The sequence below is a fragment of the Pseudomonas sp. FSL R10-0056 genome (genome assembly GCF_009600105.1).
In the GTDB taxonomy this organism is placed as follows: domain Bacteria; phylum Pseudomonadota; class Gammaproteobacteria; order Pseudomonadales; family Pseudomonadaceae; genus Aquipseudomonas; species Aquipseudomonas bubulae.
In genome coordinates this window covers 1-17,013 of record NZ_WIWL01000233.1, presented here as the reverse complement: position 1 = coordinate 17,013, position 17,013 = coordinate 1, and the positions used below count along the sequence as shown (strand labels likewise).

Genomic DNA, 17,013 nt, shown 5'->3' with positions numbered 1-17,013 from the left:
TTGCATGAGCTGCGCAAAAAGCCTGACGACGCCCGCCTGCACCCGCTCGGCCCAGGCGGCCAGCTTGGCGTCGTCAGGCTTTTTGCGCAGCTCATGCAATTGCCGGCGCAGCTTGTGGCGGTCGGCAATCATGGCTTGATCGAGGTTTTTCAACAGTTGGTCGATAGCAGGCGATTCGTCAGTCATCAGGTGCGCAGAATTCTTCGTAAATGCAGGGGGCGGATTGTCGCAGATTTGGACGCTCATGCACGAATCTGTAGGAATTAGCGCGTTGTCTTGTCCGCTGCATCCCCTACACTGCCCGCCTTGAAACTTGTAAGGAAAATCCCGTGAGACTTGTCGATTTGCTGCGCATGCTGTCGCTGGCAGGCATTTGGGGCGCCAGCTTTCTGTTTATGCGGATCATTGCACCGGTACTCGGGACCATCCCGACAGCTTTTTTCCGGGTTTCCATCGCAGCAACCGGTCTGGTGGTGATTCTGGCGCTGATGCGCGTGCGCTGGGATTTCGGCGGCAAACTCAAGGTAATCCTGATACTGGGGGTTATCAACTCCGGGGTACCGGCCACGCTGTATTCGGTGGCGGCCCAGGTGTTGCCTGCCGGTTACTCATCGATTTTCAACGCCACCACACCGTTGATGGGCGTATTGATCGGCGGTCTGTTTTTCAGCGAAAAATTGACCCTGACCAAAATGGCCGGGGTGTTTCTGGGCTTGCTCGGTGTAGGCATTTTGACCCGTGCCGGGCCGGTTGCTTTCAATCTGGACTTGCTGATGGGCGCCCTCGCCTGTCTGCTGGCCACCACCTTTTATGGATTTGCCGGCTTTTTGGCACGCCGCTGGCTGGATCAGCAAGGCGGTCTCGACCCTCGTCTTTCGGCACTGGGCAGTATGCTCGGGGCTACTTTGTTCCTGCTGCCGCTGTTCGGGCTGAGTGTGATCAATCAGCCACCGGTCAGTTGGGGCGGGACGAGTGTCTGGTTATCGTTGCTGGGTCTGGGGCTGGTGTGTACGGCGTTTGCCTATATCCTGTACTTCCGCTTGCTGACCAGCATTGGCCCGGTCAAATCCATGACCGTGACCTTTATGATCCCGCCGTTTGGCGTGCTGTGGGGCGCGCTGTTTCTGGGCGAGCCGCTGTCGATGGCGCACCTGTACGGAGGTCTGCTGATCGCCGTGGCGCTGTGGCTGGTGCTCAAGCCCGGGGCAATGGCAGCGTCCAAATAATCACATGCCGTGGTGGGGTTTTGGCAGGCAATTGACATAAAAAATCCAAAAAAAACCGCTCTCGAGAGAGCGGTTTTTTGTGTCTGATGCAATCAGCCAAACAACCAGCGCCACAGCAGTATCAGTACCAGCACCGCCAATATCGGCCGGGCGATACGATAAAGTTTGGGATTGCGGCGCTTCCACTGTTTGACCACGCCACTGAAGCGGTCACTGAAGGTTTTGCTCCAGGCATAGGCCTTGTTGATCCCGCCAACGCGTTCGTCGTCCAGGTTCTGCGGCGCAGTCGCCTTACCCAGTTGCGCGCTGACCCAACGGTTGATACGGGTCATCAGCGGGCTGGTCAATGGCCGCTCGATATCGCAAAACAGAATGACGCGGGTGACATCGGTTTCGTTCTTGACCCAGTGCACGTAAGTCTCGTCGAACATCACGTCTTCACCATCACGCCAAGCGTATTCCTCGCCATCGACAAAGATGCGGCAAGCGTCGGAGTTGGGGGTCGACAGGCCCAGGTGGTAACGCAGCGATCCGGCAAACGGGTCGCGGTGCGGGTTGAGGTGGCTACCGCCCGGCAACAGGGCAAACATCGCGCCTTTGACGTTGGGGATGCTGTTGACCAATTCAACGGTTTTGGGGCACAGCAATTCAGCCGATGGCAGCGCCTTGTCGTACCACTTGAGGTAAAAGCGCTTCCAGCCCTTTTTGAAGAACGAACCGAAGCCTGCGTCGTTGTTCTTCTCGGCGGCGCGTATATAGCCCTCATCGAACAAGTGCATGGCTTCTTCGCGGATCGCTTGCCAGTTGTCCTTGAGCACATCCAGCTCGGGGAACTTGCTGCGGTCCAGGTACGGCTTGGACGGTACCCCGGAGAACAGGTACATCAGGGCGTTGTAGGGCGCAAAGAACGCGGAGTGGTTGACGAATTGGCGCAACACCGGCAACCGTGCCTTGCCGCGCAGGTGCACGTAAAGAATGCTGCCGACAAATAACAGTATGAGCCCTGCCTTGATGGCGAAGGATAAGGTCATGCAACAACTCCTCAAAAATACCGTGCAGCATCAATAGCCCGATGTAGCAGCAGGCCATGATAAACACTACAGGCGTAGGACAAAACCCACGAATCCAAATAATCAGTATTAAGTCTTACGCAACAGCAGGCTGATTATTCAGAAACTTGGGCATTAGCCACTTGATTTGAGTCAGTTGCACAAACTCTGCGGGGAACGGGCGCGCCACCCCCCGCACAATGTTACGGGTGCAATTCCTGCTCGCTGAACAGGTCGCTGAACAGGAAGCTCGACAGATAACGCTCGCCCGAATCGGGGAGGATCACGACGATGGTCTTGCCTTGCATTTCCGGGGTTTCCGCCAGTCGCACCGCCACGGCCATCGCTGCACCGCAGGAGATGCCGCACAGGATGCCCTCTTCCTGCATCAGGCGCAGGGCCATGGCCTTGGATTCGTCATCGCTGACCAGTTCGACCTTGTCGACGATCGACAGATCAAGGTTTTTGGGGACGAAACCGGCACCGATGCCCTGGATCTTGTGCGGTGACGGCTTGATTTCTTCTCCGGCCAACGCCTGGGTGATCACCGGCGAGGTGATGGGCTCGACGGCCACCGACAGAATCGGCTTGCCCTGGGTGTGCTTGATGTAGCGCGAAACCCCGGTGATCGTGCCGCCGGTGCCGACGCCAGAAACCAGTACATCAACGCCGCCATCGGTGTCGTTCCAGATTTCCGGGCCGGTGGTTTTTTCGTGGATCGCGGGGTTGGCCGGGTTCTCAAACTGCTGCGGCATAAAATACCTGGCCGGGTCGCTGGCCTGAATTTCTGCGGCTTTGTCGATCGCGCCCTTCATGCCCTTGGCCGGCTCGGTCAAGACCAGCTCGGCACCCAGCGCCTTGAGTACCTTGCGCCGCTCGATGCTCATCGATGACGGCATGGTCAGCATCAATTTGTAACCACGCGCCGCTGCGACAAACGCCAGGCCGATCCCCGTGTTCCCCGACGTAGGCTCGATGATGGTCATGCCCGGCTTGAGTACGCCACGGCTTTCGGCATCCCAGATCATGTTGGCGCCAATCCGGCATTTAACTGAATAACCGGGGTTGCGGCCTTCGATCTTGGCCAGGATGGTCACGCCGCGCGGCGCAATGCTGTTGATCTGGACTAAAGGCGTGTTGCCGATGGATTGGGCGTTGTCTGCATAAATGCGGCTCATGGCGGGGTCCTTGTGCACCTTTTGGGAAGATCCCAAGGGTAGGCCTCACGCTGACATGCGTCCAGTCATGGCGTGACGCCTCATTCAGGGACTGAATGGCGCGTCTGCGTTCACCTCAGGCGGGCAGCGCGTTATAGTCGGACATACTTTTCAGTTCTCCCGCCCTGCCCCTTGCAGGACCCGGGTCATGGTTTGAGGAATTGCAGATGAAGTTTGAAGGCACACGCGCCTATGTGGCCACCGATGACCTGAAACTGGCGGTCAACGCGGCCATTACCCTGGAGCGGCCGCTACTGGTCAAGGGCGAGCCCGGCACCGGTAAAACCATGCTTGCCGAGCAACTGGCTGAATCCTTTGGCTGCAAGCTGATCACCTGGCACATCAAGTCAACCACCAAGGCCCACCAGGGCCTCTATGAGTACGACGCAGTCAGTCGCCTGCGTGACTCGCAACTGGGTGTCGACAAGGTTCACGATGTGCGCAACTACCTTAAAAAGGGCAAGTTGTGGGAAGCCTTCGAGGCCGAAGAACGCGTCATCCTGCTGATCGACGAAATCGACAAGGCAGACATCGAGTTCCCCAATGACCTGCTGCAAGAACTCGACAAGATGGAGTTCTACGTTTACGAGACGGACGAGACGATCAAGGCCAAGGTGCGCCCGATCATCATCATTACCTCCAATAACGAAAAAGAACTGCCGGACGCCTTCCTGCGCCGCTGCTTCTTCCACTACATCAGTTTCCCGGACCGCACCACGCTGCAGAAAATCGTCGACGTGCACTTCCCCAACATCAAGAAAGAGCTGGTCAGCGAAGCGCTTGATGTGTTTTTCGATGTGCGCAAGGTCCCGGGCTTAAAGAAAAAACCTTCTACCTCCGAGCTGGTCGACTGGCTCAAGTTGCTGATGGCCGACAATATCGGCGAAGCGGTGTTGCGCGAACGTGATCCGACCAAAGCCATTCCGCCACTGGCTGGTGCCCTGGTGAAAAACGAGCAGGATGTGCAATTGCTTGAGCGCCTGGCGTTTATGAGCCGCCGCCCCAATCGCTGATTTCCGAGAAGGCGAAAAGCATGCTGCTTAATCTGTTCAATGAAATGCGTGCGGCCAAGGTGCCGGTTTCAGTGCGTGAGCTGCTGGACCTGATCAACGCCCTGAAAAACCGGGTGACCTTCGCCGATATGGACGAGTTCTATTATCTGGCCCGTACGATCCTGGTGAAGGACGAGCGCCATTTCGACAAGTTCGACCGCGCATTTGGCGCCTATTTCAATGGTCTGCAAAACCTCAATGAACACCTGGAGGCACTGATCCCCGAAGACTGGCTGCGCAAGGAGTTCGAACGCTCGCTGAGCGACGAAGATCGCGCCCAGCTGCAGTCACTGGGCGGGCTGGACAAGCTGATCGAGGCGTTCAAGCAGCGTCTGGAAGAGCAAAAGGAACGCCATGCCGACGGCAACAAATGGATCGGCACCGGTGGCACCAGTCCGTTCGGCTCGGGCGGTTATCACCCCGAAGGCATCCGCGTGGACGATGCTGGCGCACGTCAGGGCAAGGCGGCCAAGGTCTGGGAACAGCGCGAGTACAAGAACCTGGATGATCAGGTCGAGCTGGGCACGCGCAATATCAAGGTCGCGCTGCGTCGGCTACGTAAATTCGCCCGCCAGGGCGCAGCGGATGAGCTGGATATCGATGGCACCATCGACCACACCGCTCGCGATGCCGGGTTGCTGAATATTCAGATGCGCCCGGAGCGGCGCAACAATATCAAACTGCTGTTGCTGTTCGATATCGGCGGTTCGATGGACGCCCATATCAAAATTTGTGAAGAGCTGTTTTCCGCGTGCAGAACCGAGTTCAAACATCTGGAGTACTACTACTTTCACAACTTTATCTATGAATCGGTGTGGAAGAACAACCAGCGTCGTCAGGTTGAGCGCATCTCGACCCAGGACCTGCTGAACAAATATGGCGCGGATTACAAAGTGATCTTTATCGGTGACGCGACGATGGGGCCCTATGAGATCACCCATGCCGGGGGCAGTGTCGAGCACTGGAATGAAGAGCCGGGCTACAAGTGGATGCAGCGTTTTATGGAGAAATACAAAAAGCTGGTGTGGATTAACCCGTATCCCAAGGACACATGGCATTACACGGCTTCGATCGGGATCGTACGTGATCTGATTGAAGACCGCATGTATCCGCTCACCCTTGAAGGGCTGGAAGAAGGGATGCGGTTTTTGGCCAAATAATTCAGCGCGGTGAGTGTGGCAGCGGGCTTGCTCGCGATTGTTCGACGCGGTGTTCCTGCTTTACCGCGCCGCCTGAATCGCGAGCAAGCCCGCTCCCACATAAATGGCGCTAAGCCACAAATCGCCGCATAAACACCACATGCTGGCGTTGCGCCGCCTCCTGCGTGGTCGGACGCATATGCACGCCCTCCCCCGGCAAGCACTGGGCCAGTCGCGCCAGCGCCAAAGGCGTCAAGGCGCCAAGTCGCGGGTAACCGCCAATGGTCTGGCGGTCATTGAGCAGCACGATCGGCTGGCCGTCCGGCGGCACTTGAATGGCGCCCAGCGGTATCCCTTCCGAGATCATCGGTGCGCCCTGATACACCAACGCAGGCCCCAGCAAACGGATGCCCATGCGATCGGCGCGAGTGTCCAGCGTCCAGGCGCTGTTGAAAGCATCGAAGGTACTTTGCCCGCTGAAAGCACCCATTTGCGCGCCCATTACCACGTCCAGCGCCGGATTGGCGCTGAATACCGGTTGCAGTTCGCATGGCAACTCTCGCAATTGCCCGGCATGCCCGGCGTACGTCAATTCATCACCTGCCACCAGCCCGCGACCAAAACCATCCGGCCCGCCGAGCTGCTCACGGGCGACAGTCGCGCAACTGCCCAGCACTTGCGGCGCAACAAAGCCCGCGGGCGCTGCCAGATAAGCCCGGGCACCGCTCAGCGGCCGGGTAAATACAAGGGTCTGGCCTTGCTTCAGGACAAAACTGCGCCAGGACTTGAGCGGCTGCCCGTCAATGGTGGCCGCCAGGTCCGCGCCCGCCAATGCCAGAGTGCAATCGGCCTTGGCAACAAGGGTCAGGCCGCCCAGGGTGATTTCAATCACCGCTGCATCCGGCGAATTGCCCAGCAGCCAGTTGGCCCAGGCCATCGACAGCCAGTCTGCGGCGCCGCCCTGGGTTACGCCCAAATGCCGCACGCCAAAACGCCCCGCGTCTTGCAGCAGGCACAATGGAGTGCTGGCCTGAATCAATAAGTGGCTCATGCCAAGGCCTCCTGAGGCGTGTCGTCACCGCCCAGGCGGATAAATTCAGCATGGGACACGGGTGCAAACTGCACCCTGTCACCGGGTTGCATCAGGCTGTAGCCATCACGTTCACGATCAAACAGTGCGCTCGGCGTACGCCCGACCAGGTTCCAGCCCCCCGGGGATTGCGCCGGGTAGGCTGCCGTCTGTCGCTCGGCAATGCCCACGCTGCCACTGGCCACACGCTTGCGCGGGGTGTTCAGGCGTGGCGCGGCCAGAGCCTCTTCAACCAGCCCCATAAAGGCAAAACCTGGAGCAAAACCCAGGGCAAACACCTGGTATTCGTGCTCACTGTGCCGGCGAATCACTTCGCTTACCGAGCAGCCGGCGCGCTGGGCCAGCAACGTCAGTTCCGGGCCCACGCTCACGTCGTACCACACGGGCAGCACATGACACTGGCCAAGGTTGCGGGTTTCCGGGCGCAGGTCGGTCAAGGCCTGGGCGATCAATTCACGGGCCTGGGCCGGGGTCAGCGCCAGCCCGTCGTAATGCACCATCATTGTGGTGTAGGACGGCACCAGATCGATCAGATGCACCGCAAAGCAGGTGCGGATCCGCTCGCTGGCAGCCAGTATCCAGGGCATGTTGCTTTCGGCAATTTCATCAAACAGGCGCAGCATCAGGCAATCGATGGCGACCACTTCGATACGCGGCTTCATGCCCGCGCCTGCTGCTCAAGGGCTTCGCGAATACGCTGCACAGCAGCAATCGAGCTAATGTTGTCGCCATGCACACACAGGGTATCAGCGTGCAAATGCAGGGCACTGCCGTCACTGGCAAGCAGGGCCTTGCCCGCTGCAATGGTCAGGGCCTGCTGCACGATGACATCCGCATCGTGGTGGACTGCCCCCGGTAGTTGTCGCGAGACCAGCCGCCCGGCATTGTCGTAGGCGCGGTCGGCAAAGGCTTCAAACCACAGTGTTACCCCAAACTCGTCGCCGATTGCCTGGGCGGCGCTGTTGTCGCGCGTGGCCATCAGCATGAGCGGCAAGCTGGAATCGTAAGCGGCCACAGCCTGAACCACTGCCCGCAGCTGTACCGGGTTGGCCATCATGTCGTTGTACATCGCGCCGTGGGGTTTGACATAGCTGACCTGCACACCCTGTGCGCGGCAAATACCGTCCAGTGCACCGATCTGATAATGCAGCAGATCCTGCACTTCCTGCGCCGAATAGCTCATGGATCGGCGCCCAAAGCCCGCCAGATCCTGATACGCCGGATGAGCACCGATCTTCACATTATGCGCCACAGCCAGGGCCACGGTTTTGCGCATGATGCCCGGGTCGCCGGCATGAAAGCCGCAGGCAATGTTGGCGCAATCGATAAACGGCATGACTTCGGCATCCAGGCCCATGGTCCAGCTGCCAAAACTCTCACCAATGTCACAATTCAATAACAGGCGGCTCACGATGATGCTCCTGTGGTCTTTTTATAGATTAGGTAGGAGCATTTTTCGACAGGCGCGGGCCATTCGTCCAACTAATAAAAGCCGGGCTCGGGCATAAGAAAAATTTGATTGCTTAACATTTCTTGTGAAAGGGGATATTCCCCCGGGGTCAGTAGCTGCGCTCGCGGCGGGCAATGCGCTCACGCTGGCGTTTGCCGCCGAGCACGACCCAGTCCACCAGCCGCAGGAAACCTTCGATAATGAAGGAGAACAGCAAGGCACCCGCCATCGCCCAACCAATGGCGCTCGGCGACAACAACACCTGGTAGGTGTAGGCGTTCAGGGTTTCTTCGCGAATGGCCGGGTCAGCCGCATAGGCCACTTGCAGGGCGCGCATGTACCACGGGCCCTGCATGGCCTGGAACTGCTCATCAAGCAGGCGTTGACGGTTGAGCAAGGTGCCGAGGCTGCCGGCATCACTGCGAAAAACCGGGTCATCGCTGGCCTGGTAATGGGCCACCAGCGCTTGCAGGTCACCCTTGAAAAACTGGTTGGCGGCGTTCTGGAACCCCGCCAACCCGGTCTGGGCCTCGATCAGATGAGCTTCAACACGGTTGGCGTAATCATTGATAAACCCCGGCACTTGCACACCGATCAGCAGGCCAAGGGTAAACAATACCAACCGCAGGTAGCTCAGGAACATACACACCCATCCTTATTCGGTTATGCCCTGGCTGACGCATTCACCGCGTCGCCACAGACTCCATTGGCCCGGTTCGTAGCGTGTCCAGGTTTCGTTTTCAGTCAGTGGCTCGGTGGCAATCACGGTGACTACATCGTTGGGCGTGGTCTCTGCCTGAAAATCGACGATAACATCGACATCTTTCAGGCGCGCCGGGCCAAACGGGGCTCGCCGGGTAATTTGCGCCAGCTTGGTCGAGCAATGACAGAAAAGCCAGTCGCCATCACTGAGCAGGCAATTGAACACGCCTTTGTTGCGAAACCCGGCGCAGGCCTCAACCAGCACCGGCAGGATACGTTCGACGTCGACCGGCTCCGGGAAGGCTTCACGAACCCGGTTGAGCAGGTCACAGAACGCTGCTTCGCTGTCGGTGTCACCAATAGGGCGATAAAAACTCGTACTCGGAGAAAAGTCGGCCAACTGGCCATTGTGCGCAAAACACCAGTTGCGTCCCCACAGCTCGCGAACAAACGGGTGGGTATTGGACAGGCACACCTTGCCCACGTTGGCCTGGCGGATATGGCCAATCACCACTTCGCTTTTGATCGGGTAACGCTGCACCAGCAGGGCAACTTCAGAGTCGCAACTGGCGGCAGGGTCCTGGAACAGGCGCAGGCCCCGGCCTTCATAGAAGGCAATGCCCCAGCCATCACGATGCGGGCCGGTGCGCCCGCCGCGCTGCATCAGGCCGGTAAAGCTGAACACAATATCAGTCGGGACGTTGGCGCTCATGCCCAATAATTCACACACGCTCGCACTCTCGCATTCAGGCTGGACGAAACAAAATTACAACCGCGGCTCGACCCGGGATGGGCCCGATGCACGCGGCGCACTCTTTGACGCATAACGATCATCACCAGCCGAACCGAAAGGCTGGTCGTCTTCAGGATCGGCCTGGCGAGCTTTGGCGGCCGCTGCAGCTTGCGCCTTGCGGGCCTTGCCGGCGCGCTCGATCGGCCAGCGGATCAGCACAAATATAGCGTAAACGCACAGTGCAATTATGGCGTACATCAGCAGGTCAGAGACCGCGCGCCAGGCGTTGTCGCCCACTTTAAAGGCCAGATCCAGAGCAGCAATCGCCACTGCAGGGGCAAATTTTTCCTTGACCGGGTCAATGATGGTCGGGCTGAACAGCAACACGGCCATTAATACCCGCAACGGTTCGCGCAACCAGCGCCACATAAAGCGGGTCATGCGGCACCATACGAGCAGGCAGCCCAAAGCAGCAAAGGCGTAAAGGCCCCAGGCGATCAGATAGTCGTTCTCGGTCATGGTATCCATGGTCGGCAGGCAATGAGAGGCTATGATAACGGCTTTTAGGCAGTGCGGCTGCAACGCCGTCAGCGTCACTTATTTTTCATGCAGATTTCAGAGCACACTCAATGACCCAATCAGCCTCCCCAATCAGCGCTCCTATCGCACATAAGATCGAGGGCTCAGACCCTTACTCGTGGCTGCAAAACCGCGACAGTGACGAGGTTTTGGACTACCTGAAAGCCGAAAACAGTTATCAGGAGGCGCAGTTGGCCGACCAGGCTGAATTGCGGGAGACGCTGTTTCAAGAGATCAAGGGACGGATTCGCGAGACTGATCTGTCGCTGCCCTCCCCCTGGGGCCCGTATCTGTATTACACGCGCACCAACGCCGGCGATGAATACGCCCGCCACTACCGTTGCCCGCGCCCGGCCGATGACAGCCAGCAGGTGGACGAGAACGCCGAACATTTGTTGCTGGACCCCAATGCATTGGCCGATGGTGGCTTTATTTCTCTGGGGGCGTTCAGTATCAGCCCCGATCACCAGCGCCTGGCCTACAGCCTGGACACTAGCGGCGAAGAAACCTACCGCCTGTTTGTAAAAGAGCTGGGCAGCGGCACGGTCACCGAGCTGCCGTTTGAAGACTGCGATGGCAGCATGACTTGGGCGAATGACAGCCAGACCCTGTTTTTCGCCGGGCTGGACGACACCCATCGTCCGCACAAGTTGTTTCGCCACACCCTCGGCGAAACAGCTGCCCATGAAGTATTCCATGAAGCGGACGGGAGGTTTTTCCTGCACTGCTACCGCTCTAGTTCTGAACAGCAACTGATTTTGTTGCTTAACAGTAAAACCACCAGCGAAACCTGGGTGCTGGACGCCAACCTGCCGCGCCAGCCCTTCAGCTGTCTGGCACTACGGGTTGAAAACCACGACTACAGCGTCGATCACGGCCTGTTTGAAGGCCAGTGGGCGTGGTTTATCCGCACCAATCAGGACGGCATCAACTTTGCCCTGTATTACGCCTTCGGCGAGGTGCCGTCACGCAATGACTGGCAGCCACTGATTGCCCATAGTGACAGCGTGATGCTGGAAGGCATGACCCTCAACGCCCAAGCCTTGTGCCTGAGCCTGCGCGAGGGCGGCTTGCCCATTATCGAAATCCGCCCCGACGGCCTGACGCCATATCGCGTGCAATTGCCGGACGCGGCCTACAGCCTGTATGTGCAAGACAGCCTGGAATTTGACAGCAAGTACATTCGCCTTCGCTACGAGGCGCTGAATCGCCCGGCACAAGTGCGCCAGTTGACCCTTGCCACAGGCGAGCAAAGCGTTCTCAAGGAAACCCCTGTGCTGGGGCCATTCAACGCCGATGATTACGTCAGCCATCGTTTATGGGCCACCGCCCCCGATGGTACTCAGGTGCCGATCAGCCTGGTGGTCAAACGCGATGTGCTGGGCAAACCTGTGCCGCTCTACCTGTATGGCTACGGGGCCTATGGCGAATGCCTTGACCCGTGGTTTTCCCATGCCCGTCTAAGCCTGCTTGATCGTGGCGTGGCCTTTGCCATTGCCCATGTGCGTGGCGGCGGCGAGTTGGGCGAGGCCTGGTATCGCGCGGGCAAGCAGGAACACAAACACAACACCTTCACCGACTTTATCGCCTGCGCCGAACACCTGATCGACCAAGGGCTGACCCGCAGCGAACAACTGGTCATCAGTGGCGGCAGCGCCGGTGGCCTGTTGATCGGTGCCGTACTCAATCAGCGCCCGGAACTGTTCAAGGCAGCGATTGCCGAAGTGCCGTTTGTGGATGTGCTCAACACCATGCTCGACCCGGAACTGCCGCTGACCGTCACCGAATACGACGAATGGGGCAACCCGCAAGACCCCGAGGTCTATGAACGGATCAAGGCTTACGCGCCCTATGAAAACGTTACCGCGCAGGCTTACCCGGCAATGCTGGTGATTGCCGGGTACAACGACAGTCGCGTGCAGTACTGGGAAGCGGCCAAATGGGTGGCCAAGCTGCGCGCCAGCAAGACCGACAACAACCTGCTGTTGCTCAAGACTGAACTGGAGGCGGGCCATGGCGGCATGAGCGGGCGTTATCAGGGCTTGCGCGACGTGGCGCTGGAATATGCATTTGTGTTCAAGGTGCTGGGGATTTGACAGCCCCGCCGATCACACCCCTCTTCAACCGTTAGAGATACTGTAACCGTGGGAGCGAGCCTGCTCGCGAAGATCGTTCCCGAGCAGGCTCGCTCCCGCAAAGGCAAAGCATCAGCTCGGTGGATGCACGGTCAATCCTGTGGGCTTTTGCCCTTCGGGTCTTTAAGCTCCAGCCCCGGCAGTGGCTGATCCTTGGGCGGCTGCGGCAGGTCGATCGGTGGCAGCGGTATCAGGCTGCCACTACCGGCCACAGGCTTGGGCACGGCGCGCGGGGTGATTTGCGGGTACGGGGTTGGCGTGGCGGTGCCCGGCGAACCCGGCGCGGCTGTCACGGGGGTAATCGGTACCGTGGTCAATTCCGCTGCCTGGGCCGCACTTATCAAGAGCGCGCACCCTGCAATGGCCGTTAGAATAGTGCGTTTCATCAATCACTCCGTTGCCAGACCGGCTTGTCTGCCCTCAGGCTACTCGTAACCTGCGGTTTTTGCCCCCCTCAATGAGATTTCCATGAAACGTTTTGTTTTGCTCGACACCACTCCGATCCCCGAAAACGGCGGCGCCTTGTGCCTGTTCGAGTATGGCGAAGACTTCGTGATCAAGATTCAGGGTGGTGATGGCGGCCAGCTGATGAACACCCGCATGCACGGCTCCGAAGACGCACTGGCCGAAATACCTTGCCGCAAAGTCGCAGGGCGCCAGCAATCGCGGGTACTGATCGGCGGGCTGGGCATGGGCTTTACCCTGGCTTCGGCACTCAAACATCTGGGTAAAACGGCTGAAGTGGTGGTTGCCGAACTGGTGCCCGGCGTTGTGGAATGGAACCGCGGCCCGCTGGGCGAAAAATCGGGCAACCCGTTGCAAGACCCACGCACCGTGATTCGCATGGAAGACGTGGCCAAGGTGCTGCAAGCCGAACCCAACGGTTTTGACGCAATCATGCTCGACGTCGACAACGGCCCCGAAGGCCTGACCCAAAAAGCCAATAGCTGGCTGTATTCGGCCGGCGGCCTGAGTGCCTGCGCCAAGGCCTTGCGCCCCAAAGGCATACTGGCGGTATGGTCTGCCAGTGCCGACAAACAATTTTCGGACAAACTGCGCAAAGCCGGTTTCAAGGCTGAGGAAGTCCAGGTGTTTGCCCACGGCAACAAGGGCACCCGACACACCATCTGGATTGCAGAAAAAATCAAAGGCTGATCAACAGCTAAACTTAACGACATAACCGTCATTAGTCTTACAAGGTGAACCCATGAGTTCGGCGAATCCACCCTCCCACACCGCCAAGCTGGATCGCATCCTGGCCGATGCCCAGCGTGACCGCGAAATGGGCTATCGCGACAAGGCCCTGAAAATGTACCCCCACGTGTGCGGCCGCTGCGCCCGTGAATTTGCCGGCAAGCGCCTGAGCGAGCTGACTGTTCACCACCGCGACCACAACCACGACAACAACCCGCAGGACGGCTCCAACTGGGAGCTGCTGTGCCTGTATTGCCATGATAACGAGCACTCGCGCTACACCGACCAGCAGTACTTTTCGGACAGCTCCACCAGCAGCCCGAAAATTGCCAAGGCCACCCACAACCCGTTCGCAGCACTGGCCGGGCTGATGAAAAAAGACGAGTAGCCTGTTTTCGTTGCAACTGCCGAAACTGCGTCCGATTGCGCAGCGATCGTAAAACCAGAGCCCGCGACTTCACGAGTAGACCGCAAGGCTCGGGCTTTACGACGACTCCGTCGCCGGACGCAGCCTGCGGCAGCTGCTACGGAGTTTGGGACAACACAGGTATACTCGCGTCTTTTTTCGCAAGGGCTCGGGCACGTGGCAAACAAACGGTACAGCTGCATTGGTTTGTATAACCCCAAATCACCGGAAAACGTCGGCTCGGTGATGCGTGCGGCTGGTTGCTACAACGTGGCGTCGGTGTTTTATACCGGCAAGCGCTATGAACGCGCCCGCGACTTCATCACCGATACCAAGAAAGTCCATCAGGACATCCCGCTGATCGGTATCGATGACCTGAAAAAAATCATCCCCCTGGGCTGTATCCCCGTCGCCGTAGAAATGGTCGAGGGCGCGCGCCCATTGCCCGAGTACACCCACCCGGATCGGGCGATTTATATCTTTGGCCCGGAAGACGGATCCCTCGGCAAAGATGTGCTGGAATGGTGTGAGGACGTGATTTACATCCCCACCACCGGCTGCATGAACCTGGCTGCAACAGTCAACGTGGTGCTCTACGACCGCTTGGCCAAGGGCAACAATACCCGTTCCGGGCCCAAGTTCGGCTAGGTCAGACCTTGCCTCTGTTCTGCTGGCTGGCACTCCAGTCCACCAGCAGGCTGTAGGCGATGGCGAGCAAGGTGGGGCCGATGAACAGGCCGATAAAGCCGAAAGCTATCAAGCCGCCAAACACGCCCAGCAGCACGATCACCAGTGGCAGGTTGCCGCCCCGACTGATCAGATAAGGCTTGAGCACGTTATCGACACCGCTGATGATCAGCGTGCCCCAGATGCCGAGAAAGATCGCCATCCCGTAGTCACCCTTCCAGACCAGCCAGGCCGTGGCAGGCACCCAGATCAGCGGCGGCCCCATCGGAATCAGGCTGAGCAGGAACGTAGCCAGCCCAAGCACCAGCGCCCCCGGCACGCCGGCAATCAAGAAGCCGATCAATGCCAGCAATGCCTGCGCTGCTGCAGTGCCGATCACACCGTTGACCACGCGCTGCACGGTACCGGCCACCAGCTCCTGATAATAATCCGCGCGCTCACCGATCAGGCGCTCCAGCAAACCGTGTACAAAACTCGCCAGACGCGGCCCGTCACGATAGAAAAAAAACACAAAAACAATGCTCAGTGTCAGTTCAAGAATACCGCTGCCGATCTGTGCACTGCGCGCCAGCAACCAGTTACCGACCTGCCCCAGGTAAGGCTTGATGGCCACCAGCATTGCCGCACCCTGCTCGTCGATGGTGTTCCAGATGCCCACCAGACGCTCCCCCACCAGCGGCAGACCGGCCAGCCAGGCCGGCGCTTCAGGCAAACCTTCAAGCTGCACATCCTTGACGAAGGTGGTGGCATCGCGAACATGATCTGCCAGGTTCAACCCCAGCCACACCAGAGGCCCGGCCACCAACAGCATCCAGCCCAGGGTAAGGATGCCGGCAGCGAGCGACTCGCGCCCACCGAGCAAGCGTGTCAGCAGGCGCATCAGGGGCCAACTGGCAAATGCCAGTACCGCGCCCCAGAACAAGGCCGACCAGAAAGGGGCCATCACCCACAGGCTGGCACCGAACAACACCAGGAGCAGAATCTGCACCAGCAGGCGATCGTTATTGAGCATGTGTGTTCCACAGAAAATTCAGAAATCAAAGAAGGACGACGACTACGTAGAGTGTAGTCGTCGTTTACACAGGCTTAACGCAACAGTTCGATGCGCAACCCTTTGGCCTGACCGTCACCCAGTTCCAGGCGCGACGCCCGTACACCGTTAGCGATCAGCGCATCGCGCCAGGCGCCAGCCTTGGCACCGGTTAAACTGACCCTGGAGGTTGCATCCAGGTTCAATGCCCTTGAAATTAACGTCAGCCACTGAGTATCCGGGTCGCCCGCAAGCTTGGGAAAATCCAGCTCGCCCGTGCTTTTAAGCTGGCGTTGCAGGGTGGCCGAGGTAGGCAACAGTTCTCCCAGGTCGGCACTCGCCTGCATCTGCTCAACGTGCAGATAGGCCTTGCGATTGCCCCGATTGATCCCGTACAGGGCAACCAGCTGGTTCTGAGCGGGGGCCGCACGGCGCAGCAGCAAGTAAGACTGCTGCTCGTCGGAGCCCACCAGCTTGGAATTGCCGAACACTTCATTGGCCCACAGGCTGCTTTCGCCACAGTCACGAGCCTGACACCAGAACAACAACTCGGCGCCCTGCTTTTGCAACGCCTCGCGTGCAGCGGTAAAGGCTTCGGTGGCCGAGTGCTCGGCAGGCAGCTCGTAGGTGACGGCCGTTATCTGACCACGGGCATTGACCTGCCCTTCGAATCGCAGGCGGCCGCTGATCTTGCGGATCGAGCCCATCGGGTAGATACGTTCGACATCAGGCCGCACGCTGTAATCGACAATCTGCGCGTCCGCGAGGCGCGGCACATCCGGCAAATCACTGCTGCCGGGCACATCGCTGGCCCAAAGTAACGGGCTCAAACAGCCCAGGCCCAGAGCCAGGATAAATCGGCTGGGTATTTTCATCGGCGCACATCACCGGGTGATGACGTGTGGCTGAGCATCCTCACGATAGAGACCGGGTGGCCTTTCGGGGTCGCAGCGGTGTACAGATCTATCATGGTTGTCTCCCATTTCAACCCGCCAAGCCTCGACAGTTGCTAGCCGCAAGTCAAGGAACAGCGAAGAAGCGATTGAAACAGTCTGCAACAAGGATCGCTCCCGCCTCGTCATTCAGGTGCAAATGATGGCCACCCGGCAACCGTTCCAGGTTGAAGGGTAGCCGATCCAGTAGCTCGGGGTGGCTGGCCAGCATGCCCTGCTGCGCCACCACCAGGGTGGTCGGGCAACTCACCCGTCGTACAAAGGACATCGCCTGCTCGTCACTCAGGCGCAAGGGCGATGGCAAGGTGAGCCGGCTGTCGCTGCGCCAGCTGTAGCCGCCGGGCACGGGCATCAGCCCGCGCTGGGCGAGC

Annotated in this window: 19 protein-coding genes and 1 pseudogene; 7 read left to right on the top strand and 13 right to left on the bottom strand. The window is 59.0% G+C overall.

What is annotated here, in order from left to right:
• On the bottom strand, positions 1–186 hold a 186-nt coding region (locus tag GHO42_RS26520), incomplete at its 3' end, for a hypothetical protein (RefSeq protein ID WP_371928122.1).
• A gap of 143 nt (positions 187–329) precedes the next feature.
• Between GHO42_RS26520 and GHO42_RS23620 the strand changes: the two genes are divergently transcribed.
• Complete coding sequence (locus tag GHO42_RS23620) at positions 330–1,226, top strand: DMT family transporter (RefSeq protein ID WP_095002680.1); 897 nt, start codon at positions 330–332, stop codon at positions 1,224–1,226.
• A 92-nt stretch (positions 1,227–1,318) separates the two neighbouring features.
• Here GHO42_RS23620 and GHO42_RS23615 read toward each other — a convergent pair whose 3' ends face one another.
• Together GHO42_RS23615 and cysK are read right to left on the bottom strand one after the other, a co-directional pair.
• Complete coding sequence (locus tag GHO42_RS23615) at positions 1,319–2,257, bottom strand: aspartyl/asparaginyl beta-hydroxylase domain-containing protein (protein WP_095021284.1); 939 nt, start codon at positions 2,255–2,257, stop codon at positions 1,319–1,321.
• Between the two features lie 221 nt (positions 2,258–2,478).
• Entirely contained in the window at positions 2,479–3,453 is a 975-nt protein-coding gene (cysK, locus tag GHO42_RS23610) for a cysteine synthase A (RefSeq protein ID WP_095002681.1), read from the bottom strand.
• A 206-nt stretch (positions 3,454–3,659) separates the two neighbouring features.
• Between cysK and GHO42_RS23605 the strand changes: the two genes are divergently transcribed.
• On the top strand, positions 3,660–4,505 hold the full coding sequence (locus GHO42_RS23605; protein WP_095021285.1) for a MoxR family ATPase: 846 nt from the start codon (positions 3,660–3,662) through the stop codon (positions 4,503–4,505).
• A 20-nt stretch (positions 4,506–4,525) separates the two neighbouring features.
• Positions 4,526–5,704, top strand: coding sequence for a VWA domain-containing protein (locus GHO42_RS23600; RefSeq protein ID WP_153328735.1), 1,179 nt, complete (start codon positions 4,526–4,528; stop codon positions 5,702–5,704).
• 109 nt (positions 5,705–5,813) lie between these two features.
• Here the strand turns inward: GHO42_RS23600 and GHO42_RS23595 are convergent, their stop codons facing one another.
• The 6 genes from GHO42_RS23595 to GHO42_RS23570 all read right to left on the bottom strand — a co-directional run bounded on the left by GHO42_RS23595 (position 5,814) and on the right by GHO42_RS23570 (position 10,186).
• Positions 5,814–6,734 carry a biotin-dependent carboxyltransferase family protein gene (locus GHO42_RS23595; protein ID WP_095032027.1) on the bottom strand — a complete coding sequence of 307 codons (921 nt, stop codon included), beginning with the start codon at positions 6,732–6,734 and terminating at the stop codon, positions 5,814–5,816.
• A complete protein-coding gene (locus tag GHO42_RS23590; RefSeq protein WP_095002685.1) occupies positions 6,731–7,435 on the bottom strand; it encodes an allophanate hydrolase subunit 1 in 705 nt (234 codons plus the stop codon). The genes GHO42_RS23595 and GHO42_RS23590 overlap by 4 nt, the downstream gene beginning before the upstream one ends.
• Positions 7,432–8,184: a 5-oxoprolinase subunit PxpA gene (locus GHO42_RS23585; protein ID WP_095026952.1), complete on the bottom strand. Its 753-nt coding sequence runs from the start codon at positions 8,182–8,184 to the stop codon at positions 7,432–7,434. Before GHO42_RS23585 ends, GHO42_RS23590 begins: the two co-directional genes overlap by 4 nt.
• A gap of 148 nt (positions 8,185–8,332) precedes the next feature.
• On the bottom strand, positions 8,333–8,866 hold the full coding sequence (locus tag GHO42_RS23580) for a DUF2937 family protein (RefSeq protein WP_153328737.1): 534 nt from the start codon (positions 8,864–8,866) through the stop codon (positions 8,333–8,335).
• A 12-nt stretch (positions 8,867–8,878) separates the two neighbouring features.
• Positions 8,879–9,655: a class II glutamine amidotransferase gene (locus GHO42_RS23575; protein WP_178127017.1), complete on the bottom strand. Its 777-nt coding sequence runs from the start codon at positions 9,653–9,655 to the stop codon at positions 8,879–8,881.
• Positions 9,656–9,691: 36 nt separating this feature from the next.
• A complete protein-coding gene (locus GHO42_RS23570) occupies positions 9,692–10,186 on the bottom strand; it encodes an MFS transporter (protein WP_095025671.1) in 495 nt (164 codons plus the stop codon).
• Between the two features lie 101 nt (positions 10,187–10,287).
• On the opposite strand from GHO42_RS23570, the gene GHO42_RS23565 reads away from it, so the two are divergent.
• Positions 10,288–12,333, top strand: a complete 2,046-nt coding sequence (locus GHO42_RS23565) for a S9 family peptidase (protein ID WP_095018946.1) — start codon at positions 10,288–10,290, stop codon at positions 12,331–12,333.
• A gap of 131 nt (positions 12,334–12,464) precedes the next feature.
• Here GHO42_RS23565 and GHO42_RS23560 read toward each other — a convergent pair whose 3' ends face one another.
• A complete protein-coding gene (locus tag GHO42_RS23560) occupies positions 12,465–12,758 on the bottom strand; it encodes a hypothetical protein (RefSeq protein WP_095026953.1) in 294 nt (97 codons plus the stop codon).
• Between the two features lie 82 nt (positions 12,759–12,840).
• Here GHO42_RS23560 and GHO42_RS23555 point away from each other — a divergent pair, with 82 nt between their 5' ends.
• From GHO42_RS23555 to GHO42_RS23545, 3 genes are all read left to right on the top strand, one after another.
• Complete coding sequence (locus tag GHO42_RS23555) at positions 12,841–13,527, top strand: spermidine synthase (protein WP_095002691.1); 687 nt, start codon at positions 12,841–12,843, stop codon at positions 13,525–13,527.
• 52 nt (positions 13,528–13,579) lie between these two features.
• A complete protein-coding gene (locus GHO42_RS23550) occupies positions 13,580–13,954 on the top strand; it encodes a YajD family HNH nuclease (RefSeq protein WP_016781673.1) in 375 nt (124 codons plus the stop codon).
• A 195-nt stretch (positions 13,955–14,149) separates the two neighbouring features.
• Positions 14,150–14,620, top strand: coding sequence for an RNA methyltransferase (locus GHO42_RS23545; protein WP_016781674.1), 471 nt, complete (start codon positions 14,150–14,152; stop codon positions 14,618–14,620).
• Position 14,621: 1 nt separating this feature from the next.
• Here GHO42_RS23545 and GHO42_RS23540 read toward each other — a convergent pair whose 3' ends face one another.
• The 3 genes and pseudogenes from GHO42_RS23540 to GHO42_RS23530 all read right to left on the bottom strand — a co-directional run.
• Entirely contained in the window at positions 14,622–15,671 is a 1,050-nt protein-coding gene (locus GHO42_RS23540; protein WP_095002692.1) for an AI-2E family transporter, read from the bottom strand.
• A 74-nt stretch (positions 15,672–15,745) separates the two neighbouring features.
• On the bottom strand, positions 15,746–16,564 hold the full coding sequence (locus tag GHO42_RS23535; RefSeq protein ID WP_095002693.1) for a DUF4892 domain-containing protein: 819 nt from the start codon (positions 16,562–16,564) through the stop codon (positions 15,746–15,748).
• 145 nt (positions 16,565–16,709) lie between these two features.
• A pseudogene (locus GHO42_RS23530) lies at positions 16,710–17,013 on the bottom strand (alpha/beta hydrolase); the annotation flags it as partial.